21 protein-coding genes are annotated in these 26,620 nt (G+C 66.4%); 7 read left to right on the plus strand and 14 right to left on the minus strand.

Annotation, left to right across the window (positions count from 1 at the left end):
* The 4 genes from ACSC1Y_RS12400 to ACSC1Y_RS12415 form a co-directional block, all read right to left on the minus strand.
* Entirely contained in the window at window positions 1-444 is a 444-nt protein-coding gene (locus ACSC1Y_RS12400; RefSeq protein ID WP_435335185.1) for a DUF4212 domain-containing protein, read from the minus strand.
* Window positions 445-561: 117 nt separating this feature from the next.
* A complete protein-coding gene (gene acs / locus ACSC1Y_RS12405; protein ID WP_435335186.1) occupies window positions 562-2,556 on the minus strand; it encodes an acetate--CoA ligase in 1,995 nt (664 codons plus the stop codon).
* Between the two features lie 297 nt (window positions 2,557-2,853).
* Window positions 2,854-4,620 (minus strand): bacterio-opsin activator domain-containing protein, encoded by a 1,767-nt coding sequence (locus ACSC1Y_RS12410; RefSeq protein WP_435335187.1) that lies wholly within the window; start codon window positions 4,618-4,620, stop codon window positions 2,854-2,856.
* A 161-nt stretch (window positions 4,621-4,781) separates the two neighbouring features.
* Window positions 4,782-6,734, minus strand: coding sequence for an acetate--CoA ligase (locus ACSC1Y_RS12415; protein WP_435335188.1), 1,953 nt, complete (start codon window positions 6,732-6,734; stop codon window positions 4,782-4,784).
* A gap of 222 nt (window positions 6,735-6,956) precedes the next feature.
* Here ACSC1Y_RS12415 and ACSC1Y_RS12420 point away from each other — a divergent pair, with 222 nt between their 5' ends.
* Window positions 6,957-7,964, plus strand: a complete 1,008-nt coding sequence (locus ACSC1Y_RS12420; RefSeq protein ID WP_435335189.1) for an MBL fold metallo-hydrolase — start codon at window positions 6,957-6,959, stop codon at window positions 7,962-7,964.
* 28 nt (window positions 7,965-7,992) lie between these two features.
* Here the strand turns inward: ACSC1Y_RS12420 and ACSC1Y_RS12425 are convergent, their stop codons facing one another.
* Window positions 7,993-8,655 carry an AIM24 family protein gene (locus ACSC1Y_RS12425; protein ID WP_435335190.1) on the minus strand — a complete coding sequence of 221 codons (663 nt, stop codon included), beginning with the start codon at window positions 8,653-8,655 and terminating at the stop codon, window positions 7,993-7,995.
* Window positions 8,656-8,870: 215 nt separating this feature from the next.
* Between ACSC1Y_RS12425 and ACSC1Y_RS12430 the strand changes: the two genes are divergently transcribed.
* The 3 genes from ACSC1Y_RS12430 (at window position 8,871) to ACSC1Y_RS12440 (ending at window position 12,635) form a co-directional block, all read left to right on the plus strand.
* Window positions 8,871-9,557: a hypothetical protein gene (locus tag ACSC1Y_RS12430; protein ID WP_435335191.1), complete on the plus strand. Its 687-nt coding sequence runs from the start codon at window positions 8,871-8,873 to the stop codon at window positions 9,555-9,557.
* Between the two features lie 144 nt (window positions 9,558-9,701).
* On the plus strand, window positions 9,702-11,156 hold the full coding sequence (locus tag ACSC1Y_RS12435; RefSeq protein WP_435335192.1) for a sulfatase-like hydrolase/transferase: 1,455 nt from the start codon (window positions 9,702-9,704) through the stop codon (window positions 11,154-11,156).
* A 249-nt stretch (window positions 11,157-11,405) separates the two neighbouring features.
* A complete protein-coding gene (locus ACSC1Y_RS12440) occupies window positions 11,406-12,635 on the plus strand; it encodes a glycosyltransferase family 4 protein (protein WP_435335193.1) in 1,230 nt (409 codons plus the stop codon).
* 24 nt (window positions 12,636-12,659) lie between these two features.
* Here ACSC1Y_RS12440 and ACSC1Y_RS12445 read toward each other — a convergent pair whose 3' ends face one another.
* The 4 genes from ACSC1Y_RS12445 to ACSC1Y_RS12460 all read right to left on the minus strand — a co-directional run bounded on the left by ACSC1Y_RS12445 (window position 12,660) and on the right by ACSC1Y_RS12460 (window position 19,010).
* Window positions 12,660-14,465 carry a methyltransferase domain-containing protein gene (locus ACSC1Y_RS12445; RefSeq protein WP_435335194.1) on the minus strand — a complete coding sequence of 602 codons (1,806 nt, stop codon included), beginning with the start codon at window positions 14,463-14,465 and terminating at the stop codon, window positions 12,660-12,662.
* A gap of 177 nt (window positions 14,466-14,642) precedes the next feature.
* Window positions 14,643-16,061, minus strand: a complete 1,419-nt coding sequence (locus tag ACSC1Y_RS12450; protein WP_435335195.1) for a sulfatase-like hydrolase/transferase — start codon at window positions 16,059-16,061, stop codon at window positions 14,643-14,645.
* An 85-nt stretch (window positions 16,062-16,146) separates the two neighbouring features.
* On the minus strand, window positions 16,147-17,433 hold the full coding sequence (locus tag ACSC1Y_RS12455) for a polysaccharide deacetylase family protein (protein WP_435335196.1): 1,287 nt from the start codon (window positions 17,431-17,433) through the stop codon (window positions 16,147-16,149).
* A 161-nt stretch (window positions 17,434-17,594) separates the two neighbouring features.
* The gene (locus ACSC1Y_RS12460; RefSeq protein WP_435335197.1) at window positions 17,595-19,010 is read right to left on the minus strand and encodes an oligosaccharide flippase family protein; all 1,416 of its coding nucleotides are present in this window, start codon (window positions 19,008-19,010) and stop codon (window positions 17,595-17,597) included.
* Window positions 19,011-19,323: 313 nt separating this feature from the next.
* Here ACSC1Y_RS12460 and ACSC1Y_RS12465 point away from each other — a divergent pair, with 313 nt between their 5' ends.
* Window positions 19,324-20,544 carry a glycosyltransferase family 4 protein gene (locus ACSC1Y_RS12465; protein WP_435335199.1) on the plus strand — a complete coding sequence of 407 codons (1,221 nt, stop codon included), beginning with the start codon at window positions 19,324-19,326 and terminating at the stop codon, window positions 20,542-20,544.
* Window positions 20,545-20,580: 36 nt separating this feature from the next.
* Here the strand turns inward: ACSC1Y_RS12465 and ACSC1Y_RS12470 are convergent, their stop codons facing one another.
* Window positions 20,581-22,218 (minus strand): bacterio-opsin activator domain-containing protein, encoded by a 1,638-nt coding sequence (locus tag ACSC1Y_RS12470; RefSeq protein WP_435335200.1) that lies wholly within the window; start codon window positions 22,216-22,218, stop codon window positions 20,581-20,583.
* A gap of 227 nt (window positions 22,219-22,445) precedes the next feature.
* Here ACSC1Y_RS12470 and ACSC1Y_RS12475 point away from each other — a divergent pair, with 227 nt between their 5' ends.
* Window positions 22,446-23,822 (plus strand): Hvo_1808 family surface protein, encoded by a 1,377-nt coding sequence (locus ACSC1Y_RS12475; RefSeq protein WP_435335201.1) that lies wholly within the window; start codon window positions 22,446-22,448, stop codon window positions 23,820-23,822.
* A gap of 10 nt (window positions 23,823-23,832) precedes the next feature.
* On the opposite strand, the gene ACSC1Y_RS12480 is transcribed toward ACSC1Y_RS12475, so the two are convergent.
* The 4 genes from ACSC1Y_RS12480 to ACSC1Y_RS12495 form a co-directional block, all read right to left on the minus strand.
* Entirely contained in the window at window positions 23,833-24,492 is a 660-nt protein-coding gene (locus ACSC1Y_RS12480) for a DUF8054 family protein (protein WP_435335202.1), read from the minus strand.
* Complete coding sequence (locus tag ACSC1Y_RS12485) at window positions 24,489-25,262, minus strand: nucleotide-binding protein (protein ID WP_435335203.1); 774 nt, start codon at window positions 25,260-25,262, stop codon at window positions 24,489-24,491. The genes ACSC1Y_RS12480 and ACSC1Y_RS12485 overlap by 4 nt, the downstream gene beginning before the upstream one ends.
* Before the next feature lie 228 nt (window positions 25,263-25,490).
* A complete protein-coding gene (locus ACSC1Y_RS12490) occupies window positions 25,491-25,655 on the minus strand; it encodes a hypothetical protein (protein WP_435335205.1) in 165 nt (54 codons plus the stop codon).
* 130 nt (window positions 25,656-25,785) lie between these two features.
* Window positions 25,786-25,962 carry a hypothetical protein gene (locus tag ACSC1Y_RS12495; RefSeq protein ID WP_435335206.1) on the minus strand — a complete coding sequence of 59 codons (177 nt, stop codon included), beginning with the start codon at window positions 25,960-25,962 and terminating at the stop codon, window positions 25,786-25,788.
* A gap of 168 nt (window positions 25,963-26,130) precedes the next feature.
* On the opposite strand from ACSC1Y_RS12495, the gene ACSC1Y_RS12500 reads away from it, so the two are divergent.
* Complete coding sequence (locus ACSC1Y_RS12500; protein ID WP_435335207.1) at window positions 26,131-26,607, plus strand: PUA domain-containing protein; 477 nt, start codon at window positions 26,131-26,133, stop codon at window positions 26,605-26,607.
* The last annotated feature ends 13 nt before the right edge of the window (window positions 26,608-26,620 follow it).

The following is a 26,620-nucleotide window of genomic DNA, read 5'->3' on the forward strand; positions in this document are numbered from 1 at the left end:
TCACCGGTCTTCACCCCCGTCGGCGGCGACCGCTTGCTGGCCCGTCTCGCCGGCGTCGCCGGCGTGTTCGATACCGTACTTGTCGTCGAGGGCGTCACGCTGTTTCGCGTAGACGACCGAGAGCAGCAGGGCACCCGCCGGCGCGCCGATGGCGGTCAGGAAGAAGTGCAGCTGGAAGCCGAGAACGATGGTCTCGGTCATGAACCCCGGTGCGATGGCGGTCGCGGTCACCGGGCCGAAGACGAACAGGACCCAGGCGAGGAACGTGCCCCAGACCACCTTGAGGTGGTCGCGCATGAACGGGGTCGCCGGGCGCAGGATGTGTATCTTCTCGTCGAGGTAGTCGGTGTTCTTTTCGCGTGCTGCGGCTCCGCCGTCGGTCCGGAGAGGGGGGCCGTCGTCGTCGTGTGAACTGTCGTCAGCGTGTGAGTCGTTATCTGTCATGGTGGGTCGTGAACATCGGTCGTTCGTTTGCCGTACAGTACTGAGCTTCACGCGTCGAGACGGCCGCCTCGCTAGACGGCCGGGAAAACGCGGGGACCGCTTCCAGGCTACTGCTGGTCAGTCGTCGCGAACCTTCGCTGCGATTTCCTCGACGACGTCCGGGTTCCGAAGCGTCGAGGTGTTGCCGAGCTCGTCGCCGTTGGCGATGTCCTCGAGGAGCCGGCGCATGATCTTGCCGGAGCGGGTCTTCGGGAGTTCGGGCGTGAAGACGACGGCCTCCGGGCGGGCGATGGGACCGATGGCCTCCTCGACGCCCTGGATGATGGCATCGCGAAGCTCGTCGTCGCCGTCGTAGCCGTCTTCGGTGATGACGTAGGCGTAGACCGCTTCGCCCTTCAGGTCGTGGTCGCCGCCGACGACGGCGGCTTCCGCGACGCCCTCGACGCCGACGATAGCGGACTCGATCTCCATCGTGCCGAGGCGGTGGCCGGAGACGTTGATGACGTCGTCGACGCGGCCGAGAACGGTGATATAGCCGTCGTCGTCTATCTTCGCGCCGTCTTCCGGGAAGTAGACCCAGTCGTCCGGGTCGTCGCTGTCGGTGTCGGAGTACTCCGCCCAGTACTCGTTGATGAAGCGCTCGTCGTTCTGGTAGAGGGTGCGGAGCATCCCGGGCCAGGGCTTTTGAACGGTGAGGTAGCCGGCACGCCCCGGCTCCACCTCGTCACCGGCTCCGTCGACGATGCGGACGTCGAGGCCCGGCAGCGGCGGTCCCGCAGACCCGGGCTTCATGTCCTTGATGCCCGGGAGCGTGGTTATCATCATGCCGCCGGTCTCGGTCTGCCACCAGGTGTCGACGACGGGGCAGTCCTCGCCGCCGATGTGCTTGTAGTACCACTTCCAGGCCCGCGGGTTGATGGGTTCACCGACGGTCCCCAGCAGGCGGAGGCTGGAGAGGTCATGCTTCTCGGGGTACTGCTTGCCCCACTTCATGAAGGCGCGAATCGCGGTCGGCGCGGTGTACAGCTGCGTCGCCTCGTACTCCTCGACGATGTCCCAGAGGCGGTCCTGCTCGGGGTAGTCGGGCGTCCCCTCGTACATCATCGTCGTCGTCCCGAGTGCGAGCGGACCGTAGACGATGTAGGAGTGGCCGGTGATCCAGCCGATGTCAGCCGCACAGAAGTAGGTGTCCTCGGGCTTGACGTCGAGGACGGCCTGTGACGTCCAGGCGGCCCAGGAGAGGTAGCCACCGGTCGTGTGCTTCACGCCCTTCGGCTTCCCCGTGGTCCCCGAGGTGTACATCAGGAACAGCATGTCCTCGGCGTCTCGTTCGACCGGGTCGACCTCGGCCCCGGCCTGGGCTTCGACGAGCTCGTCGTAGTCGTGGTGATTCTCTGCCATCGGGTGGTCGTAGGTGTCGCCGAGCCGGTCGACGACGACCACGTCGGACACGTCGTGCTCGACGCCCGCCAGCCCGTCGTCGACCTTCTCCTTGTGCTGGAGCGGGTCGCCGCGGCGGTAGTAGCCGTCGCAGGTGACGAGATACTCTGAATCGGCGGCGTTCATCCGGGTCGCGAGCGCGTCGGCGGAGAAGCCCGCGAAGACCACCGAGTGTGGCGCGCCGATACGGGCGCACGCGAGCATCGCGATGGGAAGTTCTGGCACCATCGGCATGTACATCGTCACGACGTCGTCCTCCTCGACGCCCTGTTCTCGGAGCGCCGCGGCGAACTCGTTCACCTCGCGGTGGAGCTCCTCGTACGTGTAGCTCCGGTTTGCCTCGTCGACGGGTTCCCCGACCCACTCGATGGCGACCTCGTCGCCTCGTTCGTCGAGGTGTCGGTCGATACAGTTCGCGGATGCGTTGAGCGACCCGCCGGTGAACCACTCGAAGAACGGTGGGTTCGAGTCGTCGAGGACGGTGTCGTACTCGTCGTCCCAGTCGAGGAGGTCGGCCGCACCCTCCCAGCACTCGGGCCAGTTCTCCTCGAACTCGTCGTAGATGCCCGGATCGGAGACGTTCGCCTGTTCCGCGAACGACTCGGGTACCGGGAACCGCTCCTGTTCTGCCAGCCGTGCCTCAAGTTCCACGTCCGGACTGTCTCCTGTCATGAGCCGAGTTGACAAGGGTCGGATGCGAGTATAAGTACGCCAGCTAATTATCCTATCCTCGAACTCCCGGCCGATAGCGGCGTCGACGGACCACTTCTCGAAAACGGGCGGAAACGGGCCGGTCGTTTCACGGGTACCGCGACCGAGACGATGCTAGACAATTAGTGTCATGGGGTGTGTACAAGGACTACCCCTCCGGGCAAGGACCATCGGTCGCTGGGTACCAGTCATTGAGTATCAGTTAGTGGTTTCCGGTCACCAGTCACTGCTCTCGGGTCACCAGTCACTGCTCTCGGGTCACCGGTCGCCCGGCCGCTCTGCTTCGTCGAAGACGGCAGTGAACACCTTCTGCTGTGCCTTCCGCAGGTGGTTGTGAAGCGTCGGCGAAGCGACACCCATCGAGTCCGCGAGCTCCTCCGCGGTACTTCCCCGCGGCCACTCGAAGTAGCCGGCCAGGAAGGCGGCCCGCAGGACCGAACGCTGCTTATCTGTCATGTCCTCGTGGATGACCTGTTCGATTCTCGCACCGGTCTCTATCGGCTCGGTCACGTCCTGCTTGGAGACCAGTTCGGAGTCGGGGAACGCGTCCGTGAACGCCTCGACGACGGATCTGACGTCGGCGTGTCCGGAGAAGACGCTCTCGACGCGAGCGACGCCGTCGGCAACCCTGAGCGAACGGACGCTTCCACCGTGTCCCACGAGGGCCGGCGCCAGCGCCCGGTCGCCCACGACGAACTCCAGGAGCGCGTGGTCGCCGTAATCACGGACCAGCCTGGCGGTCTGTACTTCGTCGGCGCCTTCGACCTGCTCGAGCACGGCACCGACGCCAGCACCACGGACCGAGACGAAGTGAAGCAACGAGGACTCAGCCACCGGGACGACGCCCTCGACCGACAGCTCGCAGCCGAGGGCTGCCGAACAGTCGACGAGGAACGCAGACCGATCCGTGCTTCGGAACGTGAGTTCGACCCCGGTGTCCGCCAGCAAGAGCCGCTTCCGCTCGACCGCGGTGAGGGTACGACCGATTCGTCGGCCGGCGTCGGCGAGGACCCGGCGGATGTCGTCGTCGACGGTCGCCGTGGCGACGCAGAGGAAACCGTGGACGGTTTCGGGTGCCCGGAGCGCGACCACGCAGAGGGACGGAACGCCCCGTACGTCCGGGAGGATGACCGCGTCTCGCGCCGTCTTCGTGCCGCCCTCCGCCGCCGCGAGCCGCGACGAGACGTCCGCGCTTTCCAGAGCGGACTGGATGGTGTCCGATGGAGTGGGTGCCGTGCCCGAGTGGGACCGGGTGTTCCCGTCGTCGTCGCAGACCCACACCGCCTGGAAGCAGTCGGTGAGGGCGTCACAGGCCGCGGTCTCGACCTCCTCCCGCGTCGAGACGTCTTCGAGAGAGGCTCCCAGCGACGCGATACAGCGCACGAGGTCGGTGGTCCGGGAGTTGGTGGGCGCAGAATATCGCTGGTGGGCGTGTGCTCCCGGCTGGCCGTCTCGCGTGCCTGCCATCGACCCGGTGGAGAACGCCGAGAGGACGTCTCTCGCCGACGGCGAGTCGAGGTACGGGTCGAGGCTCTCGAGACTGTTCCAGCCACCGACTGCTTTCGTCACGGCTGGATCGATTCCTTCGTCGAGCAGTCGTCTGGCGTAATGGTGCCTGAGGTCCCGCGACGAGACCGCCTGCAACCGCTCGGAATCCGTCCGCTCTGCGACCGACCTGACGAGCATCTGCAACCGACGGGCACCGACGTCGAACAGCGGTTCGGACGGGTCACGGTCGTGCGAGTTCGCGAACTTGCGGAGGTCACTGGCTACCTCGGACGGAACGTACGCGAGGCGAGTCGTCGACCCGTCTGCTCCCTCCCCGACGGTGAGTAGGTGGTGCGTCTCGCCGCGGTGGTCCCGCCGCGAGAGGTCGTCCAGACACAGCCCCGCTATCTCGGTCGGTCTGAGCCCGACCCGGCCAGCGAGCGAGAGGACGAGCTCCTCCCGGTAGGTTCTCGTCGCGCGACGGAGTGTCTCGAACTCGGCTCGAGTCAGGAACTCCTCGTCCACCCGGTCGGGCATCGTCTGTTTCGCCTTTCTCGAAGAACGCGAATAAGTGTTGGGTCGGCCATCCGGTCACCGGAGTAGAGAGCTGCGGAGAGTCCATCGAGAGCGCTGCCACAGCTAGCTCTCTATTTCGTCTAATTCCCCATCTGCGAAATTCGCTGCCCCATGCGTCGAGCTCATTCCTCGCCGCGAGACGCGAGTTCGCCGACGACCTCCGGATTCCGGAGCGAGCTCGCGTCGCCCGGCGTCTCGCCGTTCGCGATGGCCTCGAGGTAGCGTCGGAGTATCTTCCCCGAGCGGGTCTTCGGGAGTGCGGCGGTGAACGTCACCTCGTCGGGGACCCCGACCGGTCCGATAGTCTCCTCGACACCGTCGCAGATGCGTTCGTGGAGGGACTCGGTCCCTGCGACGTTGGCGGCGGGACTGACGTATGCGTGGACCGTCGTTTCACCGTGGTCGTTCCTCCCCCCGACGACCGCGGCTTCCGCAACCCCGTCGACGGCGACGATGGCGGACTCTATCTCGGCGGTACCGAGCCGCTGTCCAGCCACCGTGACCACGTCGTCGAGGCGGCCCAGCACGGTGATGTAGCCGTCCTCGCTCGCGACCGCACCGTCGCCGGTCCGGTAGCACCAGTCGCTCCCGTCGGGCGCCGCGTCGCCGGTCGCGAGCTGTCTCCGAGCCCAGCCGGTCCCCTCGCAGAGGGAGGCGGGCTGGCCCGGCCACGGTCTGGTGACGACCAGCTGCCCGGACTCGCCCGGTTCGACCCGTTCTCCGAACTCGTCGACGACGGCGACCTCGATGCCGGGAAGTGGCCGGCCGACGCTCCCCGGTCGCATCTCGTCGACGCCGGGGAGCGTGCTGACCATCATGCCGCCGGTCTCGGTCTGCCACCAGGTGTCGACGATAGGGCAGGTTCCACCGCCGATGTGGTCGCGATACCACTTCCACGCCGTCTCGTCGATGCTCTCACCCACGGTCCCGAGCAGGCGGAGGCTGGACAGGTCGTGACTCGCGGGATGGTCCGCGCCCCACTTGACGAACGCCCGGATGGAGGTCGGAGCCGTGTAGAACACGTCGACCTCGTGGCGTTCGAGTATCTCCCAGAAGCGGTCCTTCTCGGGCGGGTCCGGGGTACCCTCGTAGAGGACCGTCGTCGCACCCAGCGCGAGCGGGCCGTAGACCACGTAGGAGTGGCCGGTGATCCAGCCCACGTCGGCGGTACACCAGTAGGTGTCCGTGTGGTCGAGGTCGAGAACCGCGTGCGTGGTCCACGCGACGTGTGCCAGATAGCCGCCCGTGGTGTGGCGGACCGCGGTCGGTTCGCCCGTCGTCCCCGAGGTGTAGATGTAGAACAGCAGGTCCGAAGCGCCTCGGGGGACTGGCTCGACGACCGCCCCCTCGTGGGCAGCGATACAGTCGGCGTAGGAGTGGTGGTCCCCCGGATAGTCGCCGGCGCCGAGCCTGTCGACGACGACCTGCTCGACCTCTCGCGAGACCGAGAGGCACGCGTTGTCGGCGGTGCTCTTCAGGTCGACCGCGTCGCCGCGGCGGTAGTAGCCGTCACAGGTGACGAGCAGGCGTGAGCCGGTGTTCTGCATCCGGGTCGCCAGCGCGTCGGCCGAGAAGCCCGCGAAGACGACGGAGTGCGGCGCGCCGATGCGGGCACAGGCGAGCATCGACACGACCAGGTCGGGAAGGACGGGCATGTACAGCGTGACGACGTCGTTCTCCCCGACGCCGAGGTCGCGCAGTGCCGCCGCGAAGGCGTTCACCTCCTCGTACAGTTCGCGGTACGTGTACGTCCGCGTCTCGTCTAGTTTGCCCTCCCATTCCAACGCGACGGCGTCGCCCCGTCCCGCCTCGACGTGCCGGTCGACGCAGTTGTACGAGGCGTTCAGTCGGCCACCCGGGAACCAGTCGACGGTGTCACCCTCCTCGAGGACCGCGCCGTAGTCGGTTTCCCAGTCGAGGAGCGCCGCCGCTCGGTTCCAGCACGCGGGCCAGTCGCGTTCGAACTCTTCGTAGACGTCCGGGTCGCTGACCGCCGCCTGTTCGACGAACGAATCGGGCGGCGACTGCGGCTCGGCGGACCCCGGCCCCTCGTGGGGCGCGCTCCCATCGGCCATTCGTCTCTCACGTGGAGGCAGGTGGCAAAAAGTCGTTCGCCTGTTGCCAACGTGGGTGGGGAGGACGAGTCGTGGCCGGTCCACGAATCGACGCTCTGTCGCTACCTCGCCTCCGGCTGACCGTCCTTTCCCGCTCTTCACGCCATCGTCTCACCAGAGGTGCTCTCGTTCCGCGATGAACGGAACACGTTTGCCCGCCGCTCCCGTCGTACAGACGAGTGAATGACCGCCGACTACACGCTGGATCCAGTCCGAATCCGCGTCTCGACAGCTGCCGGCGCGAATCCCGAAGGTGGGACCAGCGCCTACCTGTTGCCCGAACGCGGCGTCCTCGTCGACCCCGGCCCGCCGGGTGACACCGCCTGGGAGACACTCGTCGACGGTATCGAATCCACGGGACTCGCAGTCGACGACGTCGACCACGTCCTCGTCACACACTGGCACGGCGACCACATGGGGAACGCGCCGCGACTCGCCTCGGCGGCGGACGCCGACCTCTGGTTGCACGAGCGAGACGCCCCGCTGGTGGCGGACTACGCGGCGGAGCGCGCCCGCCGGCTCGAGCGGGACGCCGAGACGCTCGAGCGATGGGGCGTCCCACAGCCACGGACCGAACACCTGCTCGCGACCGATTCGTCCAGCCCAGTGCCGGAGACGGCTCCGGTGCACGAGCTGCAGGACGGAGACGAGGTCGCCGGGCTCGAAGCCGTGCACACGCCGGGACACACCGCGGGTCACGTCGCGTTCGTCCCGGCTGGAGCCCCGTCGTCCGGCACACAGGGCTTCGTCGGGGACGCCGTGCTGGGGACCATCACGCCGAACGTCGGCGGCGGCGACACCCGGCAGAAAGCGCCACTTGAAGCCTACCGTGAGACGCTCTCCCGACTCGACGCCCGGGTCACGGCCGCCAGCCCCGGCCACGGCGAGGCGTTCGAGCTGGGACCGCGAATCGCGGCCATCCGTGGGCACCACCGCGAGCGAGCCGCCCGAGTGCTCGCCACGCTCGCCGAGAACGAACCGGCGACTCCGTGGGCGGTCGCGACGACCCTGTTCGGTGATATGTGTGGCATCCACGTCAAGTTCGGCGCCGGCGAGGCGTTCGCGCACCTGCGCGATCTCGCCGAGCAGGGAGTCGTCGAGCAGGTGGGAGACTTGCCGCTCCGGTTCGAGCTGTCGTCCGGCGTCGAAGCTGCGAGTGGGACACTCGACGCGGTCTGGACGACTGACTGAACTGCGACCAGGAAGAGGCGGGTCGGTGTTACTGTGTCGGCCCGGACTCCTCGTACGGCTGGACGACGACGAACCCGCCAGGCTGGGTGAAGTCGAGCTGGTAGGTCTCGCCGGAGGACTTCCCGAAGAAGCTCTTGAGGTTCCGGTCGGTCTTGTATCCCGGCGAGACGGAGCTGCTCCAGGCGACGGTCGCCTGCGGGTCGGTCGTCACCGGCGTCTCGAGCACGAGCGGGTCGCCGTGGGTGGTGATGGCGACGTGTCCGGGCCCCTCGAGGAAGACGTTGAACAGGCCGCCGGTCTGGAAGCCCGCGATGCTATCGATGGTCCGGATGTCCCACGTCACGCTGTTCTCGAACGCCAGCACGTCGTTCCCGTTGACGCTTATCTCCTCGCCCTCGTCGAGACTGAGGACCTGGACCTTCTTCCCGCGGTCGGCCAGGTACAGGTTCCCCGACCCACTCGCCTGCATCATCACCGAGCCCTCGCCGGTCGCTTTCGACTTCAACATCCCCGTCAGACCGCCGGCGGACTTGCGTTCGAAGGAGATGTCACCCGTGTAGGCGACCATCGACCCGGCTTTCGCCATGACGGTCCCGTCCAGATGGACGTCGAGCAGTTTGTCGTTCTCGAGCTGGAAGACATCGCCGCCTTCTTTCGGTGCGTTCTCGCGCTTGAACTGTTCGAGTTGCATGATGGTGAGCGGTCGCGTCGTCGACGCGACTCGGACGGTAATCCGACCCCTGATAGGATAAACGTATCCGCGCCGTCACCGCATCTCGGTTCTCGAAGCGGCAGAACCGCCTCGCTCACTAACCGACCGCCCGCTCTCCACCGACCCGTACTCACCGAACGTATCGGTTGGGAAGGGGGTATTCCCGGCGATGCCGATTCTGTATGTGAAGCACAATGAGGTCATTCTCGCGACGCGAGTACCTGGCCGCGCTGGGCGCGGGTGCAACAGGGCTCACCGGCGGTGTTCTCGGTGGTAGAAAGGTCGATGTCTACCAGACACAACAGCAGTTCCGCCCCGTCTTCCGTGAGGGGCTGGACTACGAACGTAAACCCAACGGGGACGTCGAGTTCTGGGACCCCGATACGAGCACCTACTTCAGGTCCCGGGGCGACGACCTCGAATTCGACTCGCCGTTCACGCGCTCGCGCGACCGCCCCAGCAAGAACTCGTTCGAGTTCAGTATCTTCGGTGCACCTGGCAGCGTCATCGACGAGCTGGACCTCGAGAAGCGAGACGACAAGATAGAGTTCCGCCTCTCGGTCCTCGGCGAGGCCATCGACGTCGAATGGGACGGGACGGAACACGAGTTCACCGCCTACGACGGTGCGCTGGCCTTCGAACGCGACTCCGACGGCGAGATAGAGTACTACGGGGAGAACTTCGCCTTCCAGATGCGCGAGCAGGAGATCGACATCCGCGGCCTGTTCCGGTTCGACTACGACGGTATCGACGACCTCGAACTGCGCGACCTCGACAACGACTTCCGGTCCGACTCCGGACAGTTCCGGACGGCCTCCATCGGCGTCGACATCGATTACGACCGCGCGACCAAGGAGTTCGAGGCGAAACGGTACGCCTGAAACCGTTCGCGATGACTCCCCCTCGACACGAGCTCCTTCCATGTAGGCTGGACACGAGACCCTTCCATGTAGGGGGTGGACTGGTAACACCGCCGGCCATTAGCGACTCTGTATGGTCCTCCCGCCACATTCTGGTGATTCGACGTGACACGGAACGTCGCGCTGGTCGTCCTCGACACCGTCAGGAAGGATTCCTTCGACGAACATGCGCCTCGCTTGCGCGGGATGGCCGATACGTCGTTCGAGCAGTGTCGGGCGGCCAGTTCGTGGAGTCTTCCGAGTCACACGAGTATGTTCACCGGGACGCTACCGTCGGAGCACGGAATCCACGCCGAAGCATTCGACGCCTCGTTCGACTTCGGCGACGTCGACCGGGAGGACACGTTCCTCGGCCGGCTCCCAGACCACCGGACCGTCGGCCTCAGCGCGAACTCCTACATCAACACGGCCTTCGGCTTCGATGCGTGGTTCGACGACTGGGGCGACTACTCCATCGGCTCGCACACCGGAGAATCGCTGTTCACCGAGGGTATCTCGGTCAACCAGTTCATGAAGGAGTCCGACGAGCCGAACGCCCTTCGCCGGTACCGGGACTTCCTCCGGACCTGCCTCTCGCACGAGCACCCCGCGAAGAGCGCTGCGAACGGCGTCTGGACGCTGGTCGGCGACCACGTCAAGCGACTCCCGGTCCCCGAGTTCGTCGACGACGGCGCGTCGAACATCACGAAGCGGGCCGTCGAGCAGGCCGACGAACCGGGCCCGTTCTTCCTGTTCGCGAACTACATGGACGCCCACACGCCGCTTCGAAACCTCGTCCAACACGACACGAGCATGCACGACGTGCCCAACTCCTGGAGCTCGAAGGAGATAGACAAATGGGAGTTGAACGTGGACGGCGCTGCGACCGAAGAGTACACGCAGAACTACCGTGACGTCTACGCCGCGGCCATCGACTACCTCGACCGGACGCTGGCACGGGGTATCCAGAAGTTACAGGCCACGGCGGACCGGGAGACGACCGTCGTCGTCGTCTCCGACCACGGCCACAGCCTCGGCTACGAGGCCGACGGCCACCTGTTCCACCACACCGGGAGCATGACGGAAGGTATCGTCCACACCCCCTGCGAGATTATCAACCCACCCGAGGGCTGGCCGGAGCGCGTCGACGAGTACCTCTCTCACCTGTCGCTCGGCGACCTCGTCGTTGCGCTCGCGAACGAGGAGCCGTTCGACGAATCGCTCACGGACGAGCGCGTCGTCTCTGAGACCATCGGACTACTCGGCGGCGAGAACGCCACCTGGGACCGCGACTTCTCCGACGAGGAGCTCGCGCACTGGAACCGGATGATGCGCGTCGCCTACGAGGGCGAAACGAAGTACCAGTGGAACTCGCTCGGCGACCGGGTCGAGTACGAGCTGGACCACGGCCGGCCCGGGTGGCAGGCCGAGCGAGCGACCGGGGTCGAGATTCCCGACTGGGCGCGGGCCGCCTTCGAGACGCCACTCGACGAGTACAAACGCGAGGCAGCGGCGACGACGCAGGACGACGACTTCGACCCCGAGGTCGAACAACAGCTGAAGGAACTGGGTTATCTGTAACCCGCGAGCCGGTCGCAGTGGGGCAGCCCCCAACTCCCGTAGGCACAACCTAGAAAGGAAGGTACCCGAAAATACCGATATCGAGATGTTTCTGACGCGCGGACAGGATGGGGAAGGCGACGGGCGGATAGTGACCCGTAGACACCGTCACCGTCGGCCGCCCCGCCGGCAGCGCCAGCAGCGCCAGCAGCGCCAGCCGGGCCGGGGCGACGGTGGCAGTGGGGGGTGCTCGTCGTAGTGCACGTCTGCATGGTCCTCGGGCACACCTATCCGCCCGACGTCCGCATCAAGAAGGAAGCGAAGTCGCTGCTCGCGGCCGGTCACGAGGTCTCGTTGCTCTGCCGGGCGCGCGAGGACGAACCCGCGCGCGAGACGGTCGACGGTATCGACGTCGTCCGGCTCACGGAGGACAGCCGGCTCGACACGGCCGGCCGGCTCGCCAGCGCCGCCTGTAACATGCTGGTCGACGTCCACCCGCGGTGGGTCAAGGCGCTGTTCTCTCTGATCCGCGAGAAGAGCGCAGACGTCATCCACGTCCACGACCTCCCGCTGGTCCGCGACGGTATCCTCGTCGGTGACCGCATGGACGTCCCGGTCGTCGCCGACCTCCACGAGAACTACCCCGAGGCGGTCCGCCAGTGGCGGAAGCCGCACACTCCCGCGTCTCTGCTCAGGAGCCCGATGATCGCCCTGCACTGGGCGTTCAAACCGACCTGGCGCTACAAGCGCATCGAGCGCCACCGCGTCCGCGAGGTCGACCGGCTCGTGACCGTCACCGAGGAGGCCGAGTCGCACTACCAGCGCGACTGTGCGGTCCTGCCCGATCGGACCACCGTCGTCTCGAACACGGTCGACCTCGACACCTTCGTCGGCGACGAGGAACCGAAGCCGGGCTTCGAGGACGAGTTCGTCGTCGGCTACGTCGGCACGTTCGGCGCTCACCGCGGCCTGACGACGGTCGTCGAGGCGATGGCCGACGTGGTCGACGAGGTTCCCGACGCCCGGTTCCTGCTCGCCGGGGCAGGCTCGGACCCGTACGAGGAGGAGCTCCGCGAGACGGTCGCGGCGGCCGGCGTCGAGGACCACGTCACCTTCACCGGCTGGATAGACTTCGACGACTTCCCGAACTACATGGCGACCTGTGACGTCTGTCTCGTCCCGCACGAGTCGACGCCGCACACGCGCACGACGGTCCCGCACAAGCTGTTCCAGTACATGGCGATGGAGCGTCCCGTCCTCGTCACGGACCTGTCTCCCCTCGCTCGCGTGGTGAAGGACGCCGACTCGGGCGTCGTCGCCCAGCCCGGTGACTCGGATTCCATCGCCCGAGCACTGGTCGAACTCGCCGAGAATCCCGACCGGACCGCCCAGTACGGCCGGAACGGTCGGGAAGCGGTCGAGGACCGCTACAACTGGGAACGCACGGGTGAAACGCTCGTGGCGATGCACGAGCGACTCGCGGGACTGCGAGACGCCTGAACCGACGAAAACTGCTCTCCCTGCCTACGCCAGCGGTCCGTCCAGCAGGTTCGTCAGCGCCATCACGTACGAGCCGGTCTCGTAGGAGCCCTTGTACATCTGGTCGGCGACGTCCATCCGCCCGGTCGTCGTGACGAACCGCATGGGGACGCCGAGCCCGGACAGCTCGACGAGGTCGGCGTCGAGGTCGTTGTTCCCGTATATCCACGCCATCGCCCGTGCGACCTCGCGGTCGTAGGACTTCTCTCCGCCGGCGGCGTAGTAGGCTGCGACCGCGTTGACGAAGAACGTCTGGTGACACTCGTACAGGTAGCGCCAGTGGTGTGGGCGGCGGCCCCAGCGGTCGGTCTTGAAGTCGCCCCACAGCTCGGGAACGCGGCCGACGTTCTCCCAGATGAAGGCGCCGTCGTCGCGCATCCGCTCCGTGACGGTGTGGTCGAGGACGATCTCGAGGCTGTCGAGGTAGCCCCTCTTGCCCGTGACCTCGATGGCGCGGGCGAGCCCCCAGATGGTGTACATCTGGTTCTGGTGTCGTCGGGTGGTCGGGTTGTCGAACTGGAACGTCCCGCGCGAGGGGTCGAGGCGCTCGTTCATCTTCCAGAGGGCGTCGTCGATGGCCGCGAGCACGTCCTCGTCGCCGGTGTGTTCGTACAGGTACGACCAGCCGAACGCGAGCAGGCTGTCCTCGGAGTGGTCGAAGTCGAACGCCTCGCGCGAGTACTCGAACAGCATTTCCGCCGTGTCGAGGTAGTCGGCCTCGAACACCCGGTCGGCCAGCGTGAAGCCCATGATGAGCGGGCCGATTCCGTAGCTCGGCATCCCGATACGGCTCGGGTCGTCGTCGAGTTTCCCCTCGAAGTACGAGAGTGCGTCTTCGAGCTTCTCGTCGTACTCGTCGGTCGCCTCGTCGGAGACCCGCCAGCGCATCGCACCCATCACGGCGAAGGGAGCGTAGCGCCACTGGATGCTGTCGTCGCGAGTCCACTCGAGGTCGGCTGGAGAGCGGACCGTCCCGTTCGGTGGCCGTTCCCCGTCGAAGGCGTAGTCCAGCCCACGGATGAACTTCGACTCGTGTTCGTCCCAGAGACCGTTCTCGGCGGTGGGGCGGAACAGGCAGTCCAGGCCCTTCTTTAGCGCGCCGTCGTAGTCCTGCGGCGAGACGCCGAGCACGAGGTAGCCGGCGTCGTCCCACCGGTCCCGCTCGGTCAGCTCATCGGTCAGCCGCCAGGAGAGGTCGACCAGCGGCGTCTGCAACGAGTTCGGGAGGGACTTCGAGAGGATGTACGCCTTGTACGGTAGCTGGAAGACGAGGTCGTAGTCCTCGAGCGCCCAGCCCGGCGAGACGAGGTCGAGCACCTCGGCGGGCTCGAAGTACCGGTACCGATTGCGGCCCGTCGTCGCGTACGGAGAACGCATCGTCGGGACCGAGAACGTGAACAGCCCGTCGGGCGAGACGACCCGGCGAATCTCCTCGGTCAGCGCCTCGATGTCGAGGAACTTCCAGTCGTACGGGCCGATGGAGACCGCCCCGTCGAAGTAGTCGTCGGGGAAGGGGAGCTCGGGCGCCTCGGGGTCGGCCACCTCGTAGCGGTCGACCTGCTCACCGAGGATGTCCTGGGCGTGGTCGATGGCGTCGTCCGAGAAGTCGACGCGGGTCACCTCGTCGGCGGCGAGGCCGGCGGTGACGTTCGACTCGGAGCCGATATCGAGCACGTGCTCGCGCTCGCCGAGCTGGTCCCATGCCTTCAGGCGTTCTGCGTCACGGAGGTACTGGATGACCGGCGGGGCGGGGGGCTGTTTGACCCACCGCTGCAACACCTTATCGCGCATTGGTTGACGCGAGATTGGTACGACGGGCCGATAAGTGGGGAACCAACAATGTTCGACTCAGCGCTGGCCGGGGACGTGCGATCAGCGAGAACCAGACTCGTGCAATCAGCGGGGACTAAGGACGTACAATCAGCGGGGACTAAGGACGTACAATCAGCGGGAACCAGGGTCCTGTAGTCAGCGGTAGCCGAGGTCGCGCAACCGCTCGGCGACGGCTTCGTCGACGTCGTCGTCCTCCTCGTCGCCCCGCAGCTCGACGTCCTCGAGCGCGACGTCGAACTCGTCGCGGGCCCACGCTGGAACCCCGTCGTCGGCGTCCGCTCGCGACTGCCAGCACGGGTTCGCCGGGTCGAGGTCGAGGACGTACTCGCCGCCGAGGCTGTCCCACTCGTACTTCGTGTCCCCCTCGTAGGCCACGCGGATACGGCGGTTCCAGTACTCGGGGTCGGTCTCCTCCAGTGGCTCGTTGCCAGGCGTGATGGCGAGCACCTCGGCGGGAATCCGGTCCCGGGTCACGTCCCGGAGGTCGCCGCTGGCGAGCCCTGCCAGCAACCGCCGGAGGTCGAGATGCGAGACGTGGTCGGTGACGACGGTGTCCTCGGTCCCCGCTCCGGGCGCGTTCAGGACCAGTAACGGCACGTGGAGCACGCCCTCCGTGAGGCTCGTGATGTGCCCGAGGTGGCCGTCGTCCGCGTCGAGCGCGAGGTTCTCGCCGTGGTCGGCCGTGACTATGACGGTCGTCTCCCGGTCGGTTGCCGCCTGCACCTCGTCGACGAGACGCGCGACCTGCCTGTCGAGGTACTCGACGGACGCGCCGTAGACCTCACGGTAGCGCTCCAGTTCCTGTTCCGTTTCGGCCCCGGGGTCGACCGCGTCCCACGTCATCAGTTCGTCCGAGCGCCAGCCGCGGGGCACGTCGTACAGGTCGCGCTCGTACCGGAGGGTATCGCGGTGAGGCTCGTGGCCCTCCATCAGGTTGACGAAGGCGAAGACGGGCCCCTCGCGTTCGCGTTCGCGTACTCTGGAGACGAGTGCTCGGCGCGCGGAGACTGCTCCATCGTCGAACGGCGCGGGGAACTCGACGGGCCCGGTGTCCCAGAGCTGGTCGACCTGTGCCGCGACCGCGTTCGCCAGGCTCTCGGCGGGCCGGTCGTGGGTCAGACAAGCACGGAGCACGTCGAGGTAGCGCGAGGCGCCCGGCTCCGTCTCCTGCTTCGTGAACGTCGGCACGTCGAGCGCGTCCGGGAACCGGTGGTCGCGGGTGACGTCGACGAACCCGTCGAACAGGTGGTCGAAGCCGTAGGCCGAGCCCGCGTAGACGTTCGCGCTGACGCCGAGGAACTGGTGGTCGGGCAGGTCGGCGCGGATGGTGTCGTCGGGGTCCAGGGCATCGAGTCGCGGGCGAGCAGCGGTCGCCCCGTGCTCGGAGGGGAGCTGTCCCGTCAGCATACTCGCGTGGCTCGGGACGCTCCAGCAGCTTGCTGCCCGGCAAGACTCGTATGAGACGTCGGCTCGCGCCCGGAGGCGGGTCGCGTACCGGTCGAAGACGTCCTTCCGGACGGTGTCGAGACAGACGACGACGATGTTGCGCTCCATGCGACAGTATCGTTTCCGGAAAGGTGGACCGGCGACTAAAACGTGTGACCTAGTGGAGCTGACGGCCGGGGAGCGGTGCCGCTGCCTACCAGCCGCCTTCCGGCTTGAACTTCTTGGGTATCTGCGAGAGGGTGATGGTCTCGACGTCGCTGTCGGCGAGGTAGGAAGCGAACTTCTCGAACTGGGCGGACGTCACGTCCAGTTCCCCGTCGCCGCCGATGCCGTGGAAGGTGAGGATGGAGAGGTCGTTATAGAGACCGGCGAGGTCGATCATCGACCGCGCGCGCGGGATGTTCGACGCGTCGCCGCGCGAGATGGTCATCGCCTCAGTGACGTAGCCCATCGCAGCGTTCCGGGGGCCGAAGAAGCTCATGCCCATCTCGTGGTGCTTGCTCGCGAACTGCGCTATCTTGTCCGTGTACAGGCCGTACGGGTACGTCAGCGTCTTCGCACCCTCCTTGAAGCCGTGGTCGACGAGCCACTCCTTCGCGCCCACAATCTCGCGCTCCGCCTCGAGACGGCCCGCGTTGAGCAGGTTGGCGTGGCTCGCCGTCTGTGACGCGAACTCCCAGCCGTAGTTCTTCATCTCGTCCATCTGCTTCATGTTGAGCATCCCCTCGTTGCCGATATGGTTGGTGACGACCGCTGAGGTGGCGGGGATGTCGTACTGTTTGAGCGTCTTGTACGCGTGCGTGTAATCGGAGGCGTGTGCGTCGTCGAAGACGAGTGCGACGTAGCCCTTGTCCGGCGACGGGACCTTCTTCAGGCTGTCCAGGGCGATCTTGCCACCGGAGCCACCGCCCTTCAAGGTGATACGCATCTTGGTGACCTTCCCGAGGTTGGGCAGACCGGAGAGGTTCGTCGCACCGAGGTCGAGGCGCTGCCAGAACCCGCTCGTCGTCTTCCGGATGGACTTCGCGAACGTGACCGAGTCGCTCTCACTCTCGTTGAACATCTCGATGGAGAGGACGGCGTGCTGGTTCGCCTCCAGCTTGACCGCCATCGAGAGGTTCGTGTTCGACAGGTCGGTGTCGACCGGACGCTCGATGACCGGTTCCTTGTTCGTGCGCGTGAGAAGTGCGGCCTGTTCGGAATCCTTGTAAGTGCCGCTCTCCAGCGCTTCGAGCTTGCCGGCTTTGACCGTGAACTTCGTCAGGTCGGTGAAGTCCTCGAACACTTCTGCCTTCTCGGACTGTTTGTTCCCGCTTTGCTTCGTCGTCGTCTCGGTGCCTGCAGTGGTGGTTCCGGTCGTCCCCGTGGCGGTACTGGCGGTGGAGGGTCCGGAGCTGTTGTTCGTGCAGCCAGCGAGACCAGCCAGCGAGCCGAGGCCGATGGTCTTCAGGGCACGGCGTCTGGTGGTGTCGTCTACCATCAGGTGAAAACATGATTGCTACCCATACTATAATGCGGCCAATAAGCGTCGGTTCGCGGGAGAGAATCGGTGATCGAACGACCCCACCGCGACAGCTCCTGAGACCGGTTTCTAAGCCAACAGAACCGACGTTATGCGCACCATACCGGTGGCCGTCGAGGTCACCACAGCTCCGTCCCGAGCAAGCGGCCGCGAACCTCGTCGTTCGCCAGCACCGTCACGCCGTAGACGCCGCCGCCGATGCCGACGAGTGCGAGCAGGCCGAGCTTGGTTTCGAGGGGGAACCAGCCGGCGAGACCGGCGACGACGACACCCATCGCGACCGATGCGAGTACCTGCCAGCCGATAGTGTGCGGATTGATTCGCACGTCGATGTACCGCCGGAGGAGGACGACCTGTGACACGGCGGCGACCGCGGCCGTCGTGAGGGTCGCGGCCGCGGCTCCGATCATCCCGAACTCCGGGACGAGTAGGACGTTGAGGCCGACGTTCGCCGCGAGCGAGAGGACGTTGGTCCAGAAGACGTGGTCCGGCCGGTCGATACCGAACAGCGTGTTCTGGGTGACCTGCTGGACGGCGGCGGCCACCTGCCCGACGAGGAGGACGACGAGCACGAGCGCGCCCTGGTCGTAGCCGTAGAGCGTCCCGAGCAGCTCCTCCCCGAGGACGAGAGCGCCGACGATCGCCGGGAGGACGAGCACGAGTGCGAACGACATCGCGGTCGAGAACGCCGTCTCGATCATCGAGATGCGGCCGTCCTCGTGCCAGCGAGTCATAGAGGGGGCGAGCGCAGAGCCGAGGACCTGCGCCGCCAGCAAGGTCACGGCGCTGATCATCCAGACGGTCTCGTAGATGCCGACCGCGGCCTTCGAGGCGAAGTAGGCGAGGACGAGGGTGTCGGTCCAGTTGTACGCCAGCGCGCTGACGTTCATCCCGGCGGTGTACTTCGAGAAGTCGAACAGGCTCTCGGCCGCCTCACGGGTCGGGATTGTGAACCGGGCCTCGAGCATCGCGTACGCCGAGAGCGACCGCGAGAGGTTACCGACCATGTGGCCGAAGACGAGGGCGATGACGCCGAAGTCCAGCAGGAGGAGTGCGACGCTCACGGCGAGGCGGACGACCTGGTTGAGAAGGTCGACCACGGCCGTCAGTTCGACGCGGTCCTCACCGCGCAGGGCGGCCGTCAGCAGGTTCCCGCCGACGCTCAGTGCGACCGCGGCGACGGCGAGGGGGACTGCAGCCGCCAGCCCGACGTACTCGTCGAGCCGTGGGCCAGCGAGCACGAGGACGGCAGCGGTCAGGAGGAACGGCGGCACGTGCAGGAGCAGCGCACTGGAGAGGTAGACGCTCCGCCCGGCGGTATCGACGGCCTGGTTCATCCGTTTGACCGTCGCGCCGGCGAGCCCGACCTTCGCGAAGACGCCGGTCACGCTCACGACCGTCACGAAGGTGAAGTAGATGCCGAGCCCGTCGGCGCCGATCTGGTCGGCGAAGTAGACGACACTCGCGAAGCCGAGCGCCTGCGAGAGGACGCGGGCACCGAACAGGGAGATGCTGGCGCGGTCGACGTCACCCACCCGGCTCACCCCACATCCGAATCACCAGTCCCCGCACCCGGTTCACCAGATCCACCACCCGGTTCACCAGGCCCACCACCCGGTTCACCAGACCCTGCAGCCGACTCGCACCTCTCGTCACCCACGGGTCGTGGCAGTGCGACCGCATCATTACTGGTTCGTGGAACGACACCGTCTTCGTCCTTCCGTCGAACTGTGTAGGATTGCGACGTCGGCACACACCAGCAGCTCCGCTTCGATAACGGAACCCGAACAGTTTCGACGACAGAACTAAACGCGGCCCGGCGGAACCGAGGGTCGAATGCACGTCTGTATGGTCCTGCGGAAGACGTTCCCGCGGGACGTCCGCGTCGAGAAAGAGGCCAAGGCGCTCGCCGCGGCCGGGCACGACGTTACGCTCGTCTGCAAGAACGACGCGGACCAGCAACAGCGCGAGACGGTCGGTCCCATCGACGTCCACCGCTTCGCGGAGTGGACCGGGTCGTCGCTCACCCGCCAGCGCCGGAGCCTCTCGTTCCTCGCGACGGGACACCACGACTTCTGGGCGGACGCCATCCGGTCGGTTCACCGAACCTCCCCCATCGACGCTATCCACGTCCACGACCTTCCGCTGGTCGAGACCGGCCTCGACGTCGGCGACGAATTCGACGTCCCGGTCGTCGCGGACCTCCACGAGAACTACCCTGAGGCGATCAGGCAGTGGCGACGGATGCACGCACGAGAGGACGTGCTCACGCAGCCGGCCCTCCTCGCGAAGTACCTCTTGCGGCCGGTTCGTCGGTACAAACGCATCGAGCGGCGGGCGGTCCGGCGGGCGGACCACGTCCTCGCGGTCTGCGAAGAGGGCCGTCGGCACTATCTCGAGGACTGCGGGGCCGAACCGGAGTCGGTCAGCGTCGTCGGGAACACGGTCGACCTCGACCGCGACTGGTTCGATGCGGATGCCGAGCCAGTCTCCGGCTACGAGGACGAGTTCGTCGTCGGCTACGTCGGCAAGTACGCGCCGCACCGCGGCCTCGAGGCGGTGGTCGAGGGGTTCGCCGAGGTGATGGAACGGATCCCGAACGCCCGGCTCCTGATGGTCGGAGCGCCCGGCAACGACCGCTACGGCGAGCGGTTCGACCGGCACTGCGAGCGTCACGGCGTCGTCGACGCGACGACGTTCACCGGCTGGGTGGACTTCGAGGCCGTGCCGAACTACATGGCGGCGTGTGACGTCTGTCTCGTCCCGCACGCCGATACGCCGCACACGAACACGACGGTCCCCCACAAGCTGTTCCAGTACATGGCGCTCTCGAAGCCCGTGCTGGTCTCAGACTGTCCACCGCTGAAACGTATCGTCGAGGACGCCGACGCAGGGCTCGTCGCCGCGGCCGGCGACCCGGATGCGATGGCAGACGCGATGGTCGAACTCGCGGAGGACCCGGCTCTGTCACGTCGACTCGGGGAGAACGGTGCGTCCGCTGTACGGACGACGTACAACTGGCGGCACGATGCGGAGACGCTGGTCTCGGTGTACGAGTCGCTACCGTAGGCACTGGGCGACGGGACGACCCCGAAAGAAATCGCCTCAGCGACGTTCGAACAGTTCTTCCATGACCTTACTCAGCCCTGCTCGCATGTGCTCGTGGAACGTCGGGGGTGAGATGTCGAACGACTCCGCGACGTCGCCACCGTCGGCCTCCCTGGGCCACTCGAAGTAGCCGGCGTGGAAGGACGCCTCGAGGATGGCGAGCTGACGGTCGGTGAGCCGCTCTTCGAGGCTGTCCCAGTACTCGCCGAGCGTCGCCGAGTGCCGTTCGACGCGCTGTTTGGCCCGCAAGCTAGCGTCGTCGAAGTCGCCCTGCAGGTGGCCGACGAGGTCGGCGATGTCGGCGGTCGAGGAAGTCTCGACGATGAGGGTATAGATTCCGTTCTCTATCGTCCCGCTGTTGACGGTCGCTCCCCGCTCGGCGATCGAGAGCATGGGCGAGCCACGGTCGATGGCCGCCTCGAATCGGCACCGGTCCTCCGTGGACCCGAGAACGTTGACGTTCTCTACCTGCTCGTGGTCCTCGAGGACGGTGGTGACCGTCTCCGCACTGACCGACTGTCCCTCGACGAAGAGCTTCAGTCCGTCGCCAGCGGTCGTACTTCCGGTCACCTCGAGCGTCCCGTCGGTCTCTCGCGAGAGTGCCGCAAGCGGTGCCCGGGAGTCGGTGACCTGGAGACGAAGTTCCGTCGCGTACTCGCCGTGCAGGAGCTCGCGCGACTCGACTGCGTTGAGCGCGTACCCCAGCGTCTCCCCCAGGAGGGAGAACGCGTCCCGCTCCAGTTCGGTGAAGGCGTTCGGCCGCGAGGCGTGGACGACGAGCGCGCCGTATCGGGCGTCGCGGTAGGTCAGCGGCAGTGCGAGGTACGAGTCGAGTCCCTGTGCCGCGCCGACTTCCTGGAGTGGGTCGCTTTCGTCGCGCTGGACGACCGGGCCGTTTCCGTCGAGCGCGTCGCCGACGGTACTGCGCTGGAGGGCCGTCCGGTCGAGTTCTGCGACGTCGTCCAGGAATTCGTCTGCCCCGGCCCCCGCACGGGGCTGGATGCGCCCGTCGACGCCGCGGTCGACGACCCAGGCGAGGTCGTAGAAGCGGGCGTCGGCGAGTTCGCGACAGACGATGTCCTCGACGTCCTCGCGCCGGGAGACGTCGAGTAGAGAGCGCACTATCTCGCGGATGAGCCGGCCGATGCTGTTGAGCTGTTCGAGCTGTCTGTTCCGTCGCTCGACCTCCTGCTCGGAGAGCTTCCGCTCGGTGATGTCGTGATGTGCGACGAGCAGTAACGTCTCTCCACCCTGCTCGAACCGGATGGCTCGCATCGTGAACCAGCGACGTTCGGTCTCGCTGTGACACGGGTACTCGTAGGCGAACGTGTCACGGTCACCGTCGTACACGTCGTGGAGACCGTTCGCTATCTGCTCTGCGTCTCGGGAGCTGGACTGTTCGCACACCTCGACGTAGTTCTCGCCCAGCATCCCGGGGTCGTCGTCGAACCCGTTGTCCTGAGCGAATCTGCGCCACGTTTCGTTGGTGTAGACGATCGTACCGTCGGTATCCAGTACCGCGATCTGGGTCGGGAGGGCGTCGAGTGCGGCCGAACCGAACGATCGTGTATCGAAACTCTGGTACTTACTGTCGGCTGTTTCGACGTCTGTGTCGGTCGTGTCAGGATTCTCCATTTGGTTGAATCGTTCCCCCGTGTTAGAATCGAACTGGCCCACGGTGGCCCCCATCTCTTTGGGAGTATATTCATTACACGTAGGAGAGGGAAAAGGCTTAGGCCGGCGTCTGCAGGGGACCTGTAATGTGCAAGGTGGACTCGTCAGATTCGCTCGTCGACCCCGACGTTCAGGTTCCACTCGTGTCGGCCAGATACTGTTTTAGTACCACCTGACCTATACGTCACGTGAAAGCGACAACGGGACGTACACTTCTACTCGTGCTGTTCGTTCTCGTCGCTGGCTGTCTCGGCGGACAGCCGTCGACGGAAGGGAACGGAACGTTCGCAGACCCGGCGAACGACCAGCTCGGCTGGGAGAACGGCTACTGGTACAACGAGCCGATCTCGGTGGACCAGAGCGATGGGCTCTCCCAGGCGGAACTGGACGCCTGGCTGGCGCGGTCGATGGCGCGGGTCGAGCACCTCCGGCAACTCGAGTTCGAGCGGCCGGTGAAAGTCGAAGTCATCACCCGTGAAGAACACCGCAAGCGGACGGCGAACGAGACCAGCGAGGATGATACTCCGAGCAAGAACAGGTGGAACGACGAGGTGTGGGCCGCCCTGTTCATCTCCGAGGAGTCGAATCCCATCGAGACGGAGTTCAAGAACGTGAGCGGCTCCGCCGTCCTCGGCTTCTACAAGGCCGGCTCTGACACCATCGTGATCGTCACCGACGATCCCGAACAGTCGACTGTCAGCAACACCACGTTCGTCCACGAACTCGTCCACGCGCTCCAGGACCAACACTTCGACATCAAGGCCGTGAAGAAGGGCGCGACGACGCAGGACAAACAGCTCGCCTCCAACGGGCTCATCGAGGGCGAGGCGAACTACGTCGAGGCGCTCTACCTGGAACGCTGTAAGGCAGGGACGTGGGAGTGCGTGAAGTCACCGAAGAAGGCGTCGGGCGGGTCGAGAGGTGACGTCAACCTCGGCATCCTCGTCACCATCTTCCAGCCCTACTCTGACGGGCCGTGGTTCGTCCACCAGCAGGTCGAATCGTCGGGCTGGGGGGCGATGAACGAACTGTGGAAGTCACCGCCTGTGTCGTCGAGCGCCATCATCCACGGCGACGGGATCACGTCGCCGGTGAACGTGACCGTCGAGGACCGGGCACGGAACGGCTGGAAGACCTTCGAGCACGGGACCGACACGGTGGGCGAAGCGTCTATCTTCACCATGTTCTGGTACCAGCAGCGCCAGTACAACATCACCGCCACCGACACGTCCAACTTCGGGACGAAGTCGGGCACGTACGACACCTACGACTACCGGAGCCAACCGTCGACCGGCTGGGTCGGTGACGCGGTCCTGCCCTACCAGAAGGACGGCGAATACGGCCACGTCTGGGTGACCGAATGGGCCACCGAGGCCGACGCGGAGGAGTTCCGGACAGCCTACGCGGCCGTCATCGAGGGTCACGGCGGCAACGAGGTCGGGCAGGGGACGTACGTCATCCCCAGCGGAGGATTCGCCGACGCGTACAGGGTCGAGCGGTCGGGAACGACGGTCACGGTGGTCAACGGCCCGCGGCTGTCGGACCTGAACGACATCCGGCCCTGAGCGGACTGGTTCACTCCCGGTCTGTGCACTCCGGCGACGCCGACGGGTCGTCGGTTGGCACCGGGGAGTCAGCTGGAGCGTCGTCCCGCTTTGAGGAGTCGGCCGGAGCGTCCCGTCCCGGAGAGTCGGCGAGAACGTCTGTCAGTCCCCACTCCTCGGCCCGTCTGGCGGCCTCTTCTTCCGCCTGTCGCTGGATCGCCGCTATCTTCGAGTCGTCCGAGAGGAACGCCTCGACGGGGTCGAGGTCGTCGCCCACGGGTTCGGCGTCGAGCAGTGACGTGGGGGCCGCGTCCCGCGTCCTGTCCGCCAGTTCCGTCTCGCCCGCCAGTCGGTTCGCGGGGTCGTCCGGTGAGACGCGAAGCGACTCCGTCTCGTGGGCGCTCGCGAGCGACCCGGACGGAACCTCGTACAGTTCGGCGCTGTAGGGGCCGGTCCCCGCGAGGGTAGTCAGTGCCTCGACGCCGCCGCACTCCGCGCCGAGATGGTACGCCAGCACCGGCACTCCGGCCTCGAGGGTGACGATGCCTGCACCCTCGTCGTCGAAGAGGAGCGAGTGCTGGGGCTCGAGCAACAGATAGCCGTCGAGTTCGCGGTCCAGTGCGGTCCGGAGCGGGGTGGCCGGTGAGTCGACGACCCGCGACTGGACCAGTTCGCCACGTGGCAGCCTCACGGTTGCTGAGGGACGACGGCGCTCCGGAACCGGTCGGCGACGTCTCCGGGCTCCTCGTCCCGAACGTCTATCGCCGTCGCTGCCTCGCGGAATGCCCTGGCGGCCGGGCAATCGGGGGCGTGCGCGAGCAGTGGCTCGCCGGCGTCGCGGGCTGCCCGCGCCTCGTCGGCGTCGGGGACGCTCGAGAGGACCGGGCCGTCGAAGTAGCGCTCGGTCTGGCTCCGTATCGACTCGACCGCGTCCTGGTCGTGGACGCGGTTGAACAGTACCCCTGCGCCGCCCGTGCCGTAGGCTCGCGCGTACTCCTGAACCTTCAGCCCGTCGGAGAGGGCGGGGACGGTCGGCTGGAGGACGACGACCATCCGGTCGGCGAGCACGACGGGCAGGATGGCGCTCACGGAGCCGATGGCGGCGGGCGAGTCGAGCAGGAGGACGTCCGTGTCCGCGGCGAGCTCTGCGACGACGGTCCGGAGCCGTGTCGGGTCAGCCGCCCGGAAGTCGGCCAGGGACGTGCCGCAGGGGACGACCCGCATCCCGAACCGGTCGTACGTCGCATCCGAGACGGTGTGGTCCCCGTCGGAGAGGAGCAGGTCGTGCAGCGTCGCGTCGGCGTCCTCTAACCCGGTGTGGAAGAGCAGGTTCGCGAGGCCTGTGTCCGTGTCGACAACCGTCACGTCGTGCGATTCGGCGAGTGCCATCCCGAGCGCCAGCGTCGCGGTGGTCTTGCCAGTCCCACCCTTCCCGCTGGCGACGGCGATGGCCTCGACCATTGGGTTCTCTAGCTCCGATATCGGACTTAAGTGTTTGCTTATAACCGAGAAAGTAATGGCGTGGTAGAGCGCCTCGGCCGTCCCGGGCGGTCAACAGCCGACCGTGACCTCTTTCCGGAGGTCGTACGTCGCGTTGTCGCCGTCGTCGTCCAGTATCTCCACGTGGAAGCGGTACACTCCCTCGTTCTCGACGGTCATCGTGACCTCCCGGCCCGTCGCGTCGTCGATTCAGTAGGCGGTGAACTCCCCGCGGATTCCACCGTCGTAGACGAGTCTCGTCGGCGAGTCGGCCCCGTCGAGCACGACCGAGGCGATTGTCGGCGTCAGTTGTGACCCCCAGTGAGTGATCGGCTGGCGCCAGGCGACCGCGAGGCCGTCGCGGTTGGACGCCATCGTGGTTAAGGCAGTATTAGGTGGCTGAAATAGTTATTGTCCCAGCACGTTCGGCGGGGGAGAAAGGGGCGAGAGGCGAGGACGCGGTCGCTCGAACGTAGATGCTTCGGAAGAAAGGGGGAACGTCGTCTCAGACCGGGCGGCCGCCTTCCGACGTGCCGACGAGGAGCGCACCGGCGGCCATCGCGAGCGACGCCGCGCCACCGAGGAGGATGGGGACGTTCGCGCCCGGTGTACCGAGGTACAGCAGGATGGCCGAGCTCACGAGGAGCAGGACCGCGCCGAGGGTTACTTTGGTGGTGTTCATTGTTTGACTAGAGATACGGGGGAAGCAGATTAATTCTTTCGCCTACGACCTGGGCGAGAATAATGGTACCGAATGACGTGGTTCGTGTTAACTGCTCTCGTCATAGACCGTGAACGATTGTGGGTGCGGTCCGACACGCTTTCACGCCGTCGCAGCGAATCCGGCGCTATGACCGACGACGCCTTCCAGGACGCACCCCAGCTGCGGACGCAGGCCGACTACCAGTTCGGTCGTGGGGCGGGCGACGCACTCTTTCCCCCGGACGACGACCTGACGGTGAAACGGACCTCTTCGGGCCGGCCGGAGCAGATACTCGCCGACGCCGGTCGACTCGTCAGCTACGGGACCGACGGCCGCTTCACGCTCGGTATCGAGGGAGGGCGACGGCTCGCCGACGCGTTCGAGGAACCGACCGGCCGCGTGGTCGTCGGCGACGACTCGGAGCCGTTCGTCCGCGACGGCAAGAACGTGTTCGCGAAGTTCGTGCGCGAAGCGGACGGTGCCATCAGACCCGGCGACGAGGTCCTCGTGACCCACTACGAGGGGCACTTGCTCGCGGTTGGACGCGCCGAACTCGCGGCCGAAGCGATGCTCGATTTCGACTCCGGGATGGCCGTGGCGGTCCGTGACGGCGCCGGCGAGTAGGTTTTCTGGCATC

Origin of the sequence: Haloarchaeobius lipolyticus, from assembly GCF_051208015.1 — an archaeon.
GTDB lineage: Archaea > Halobacteriota > Halobacteria > Halobacteriales > Natrialbaceae > Haloarchaeobius.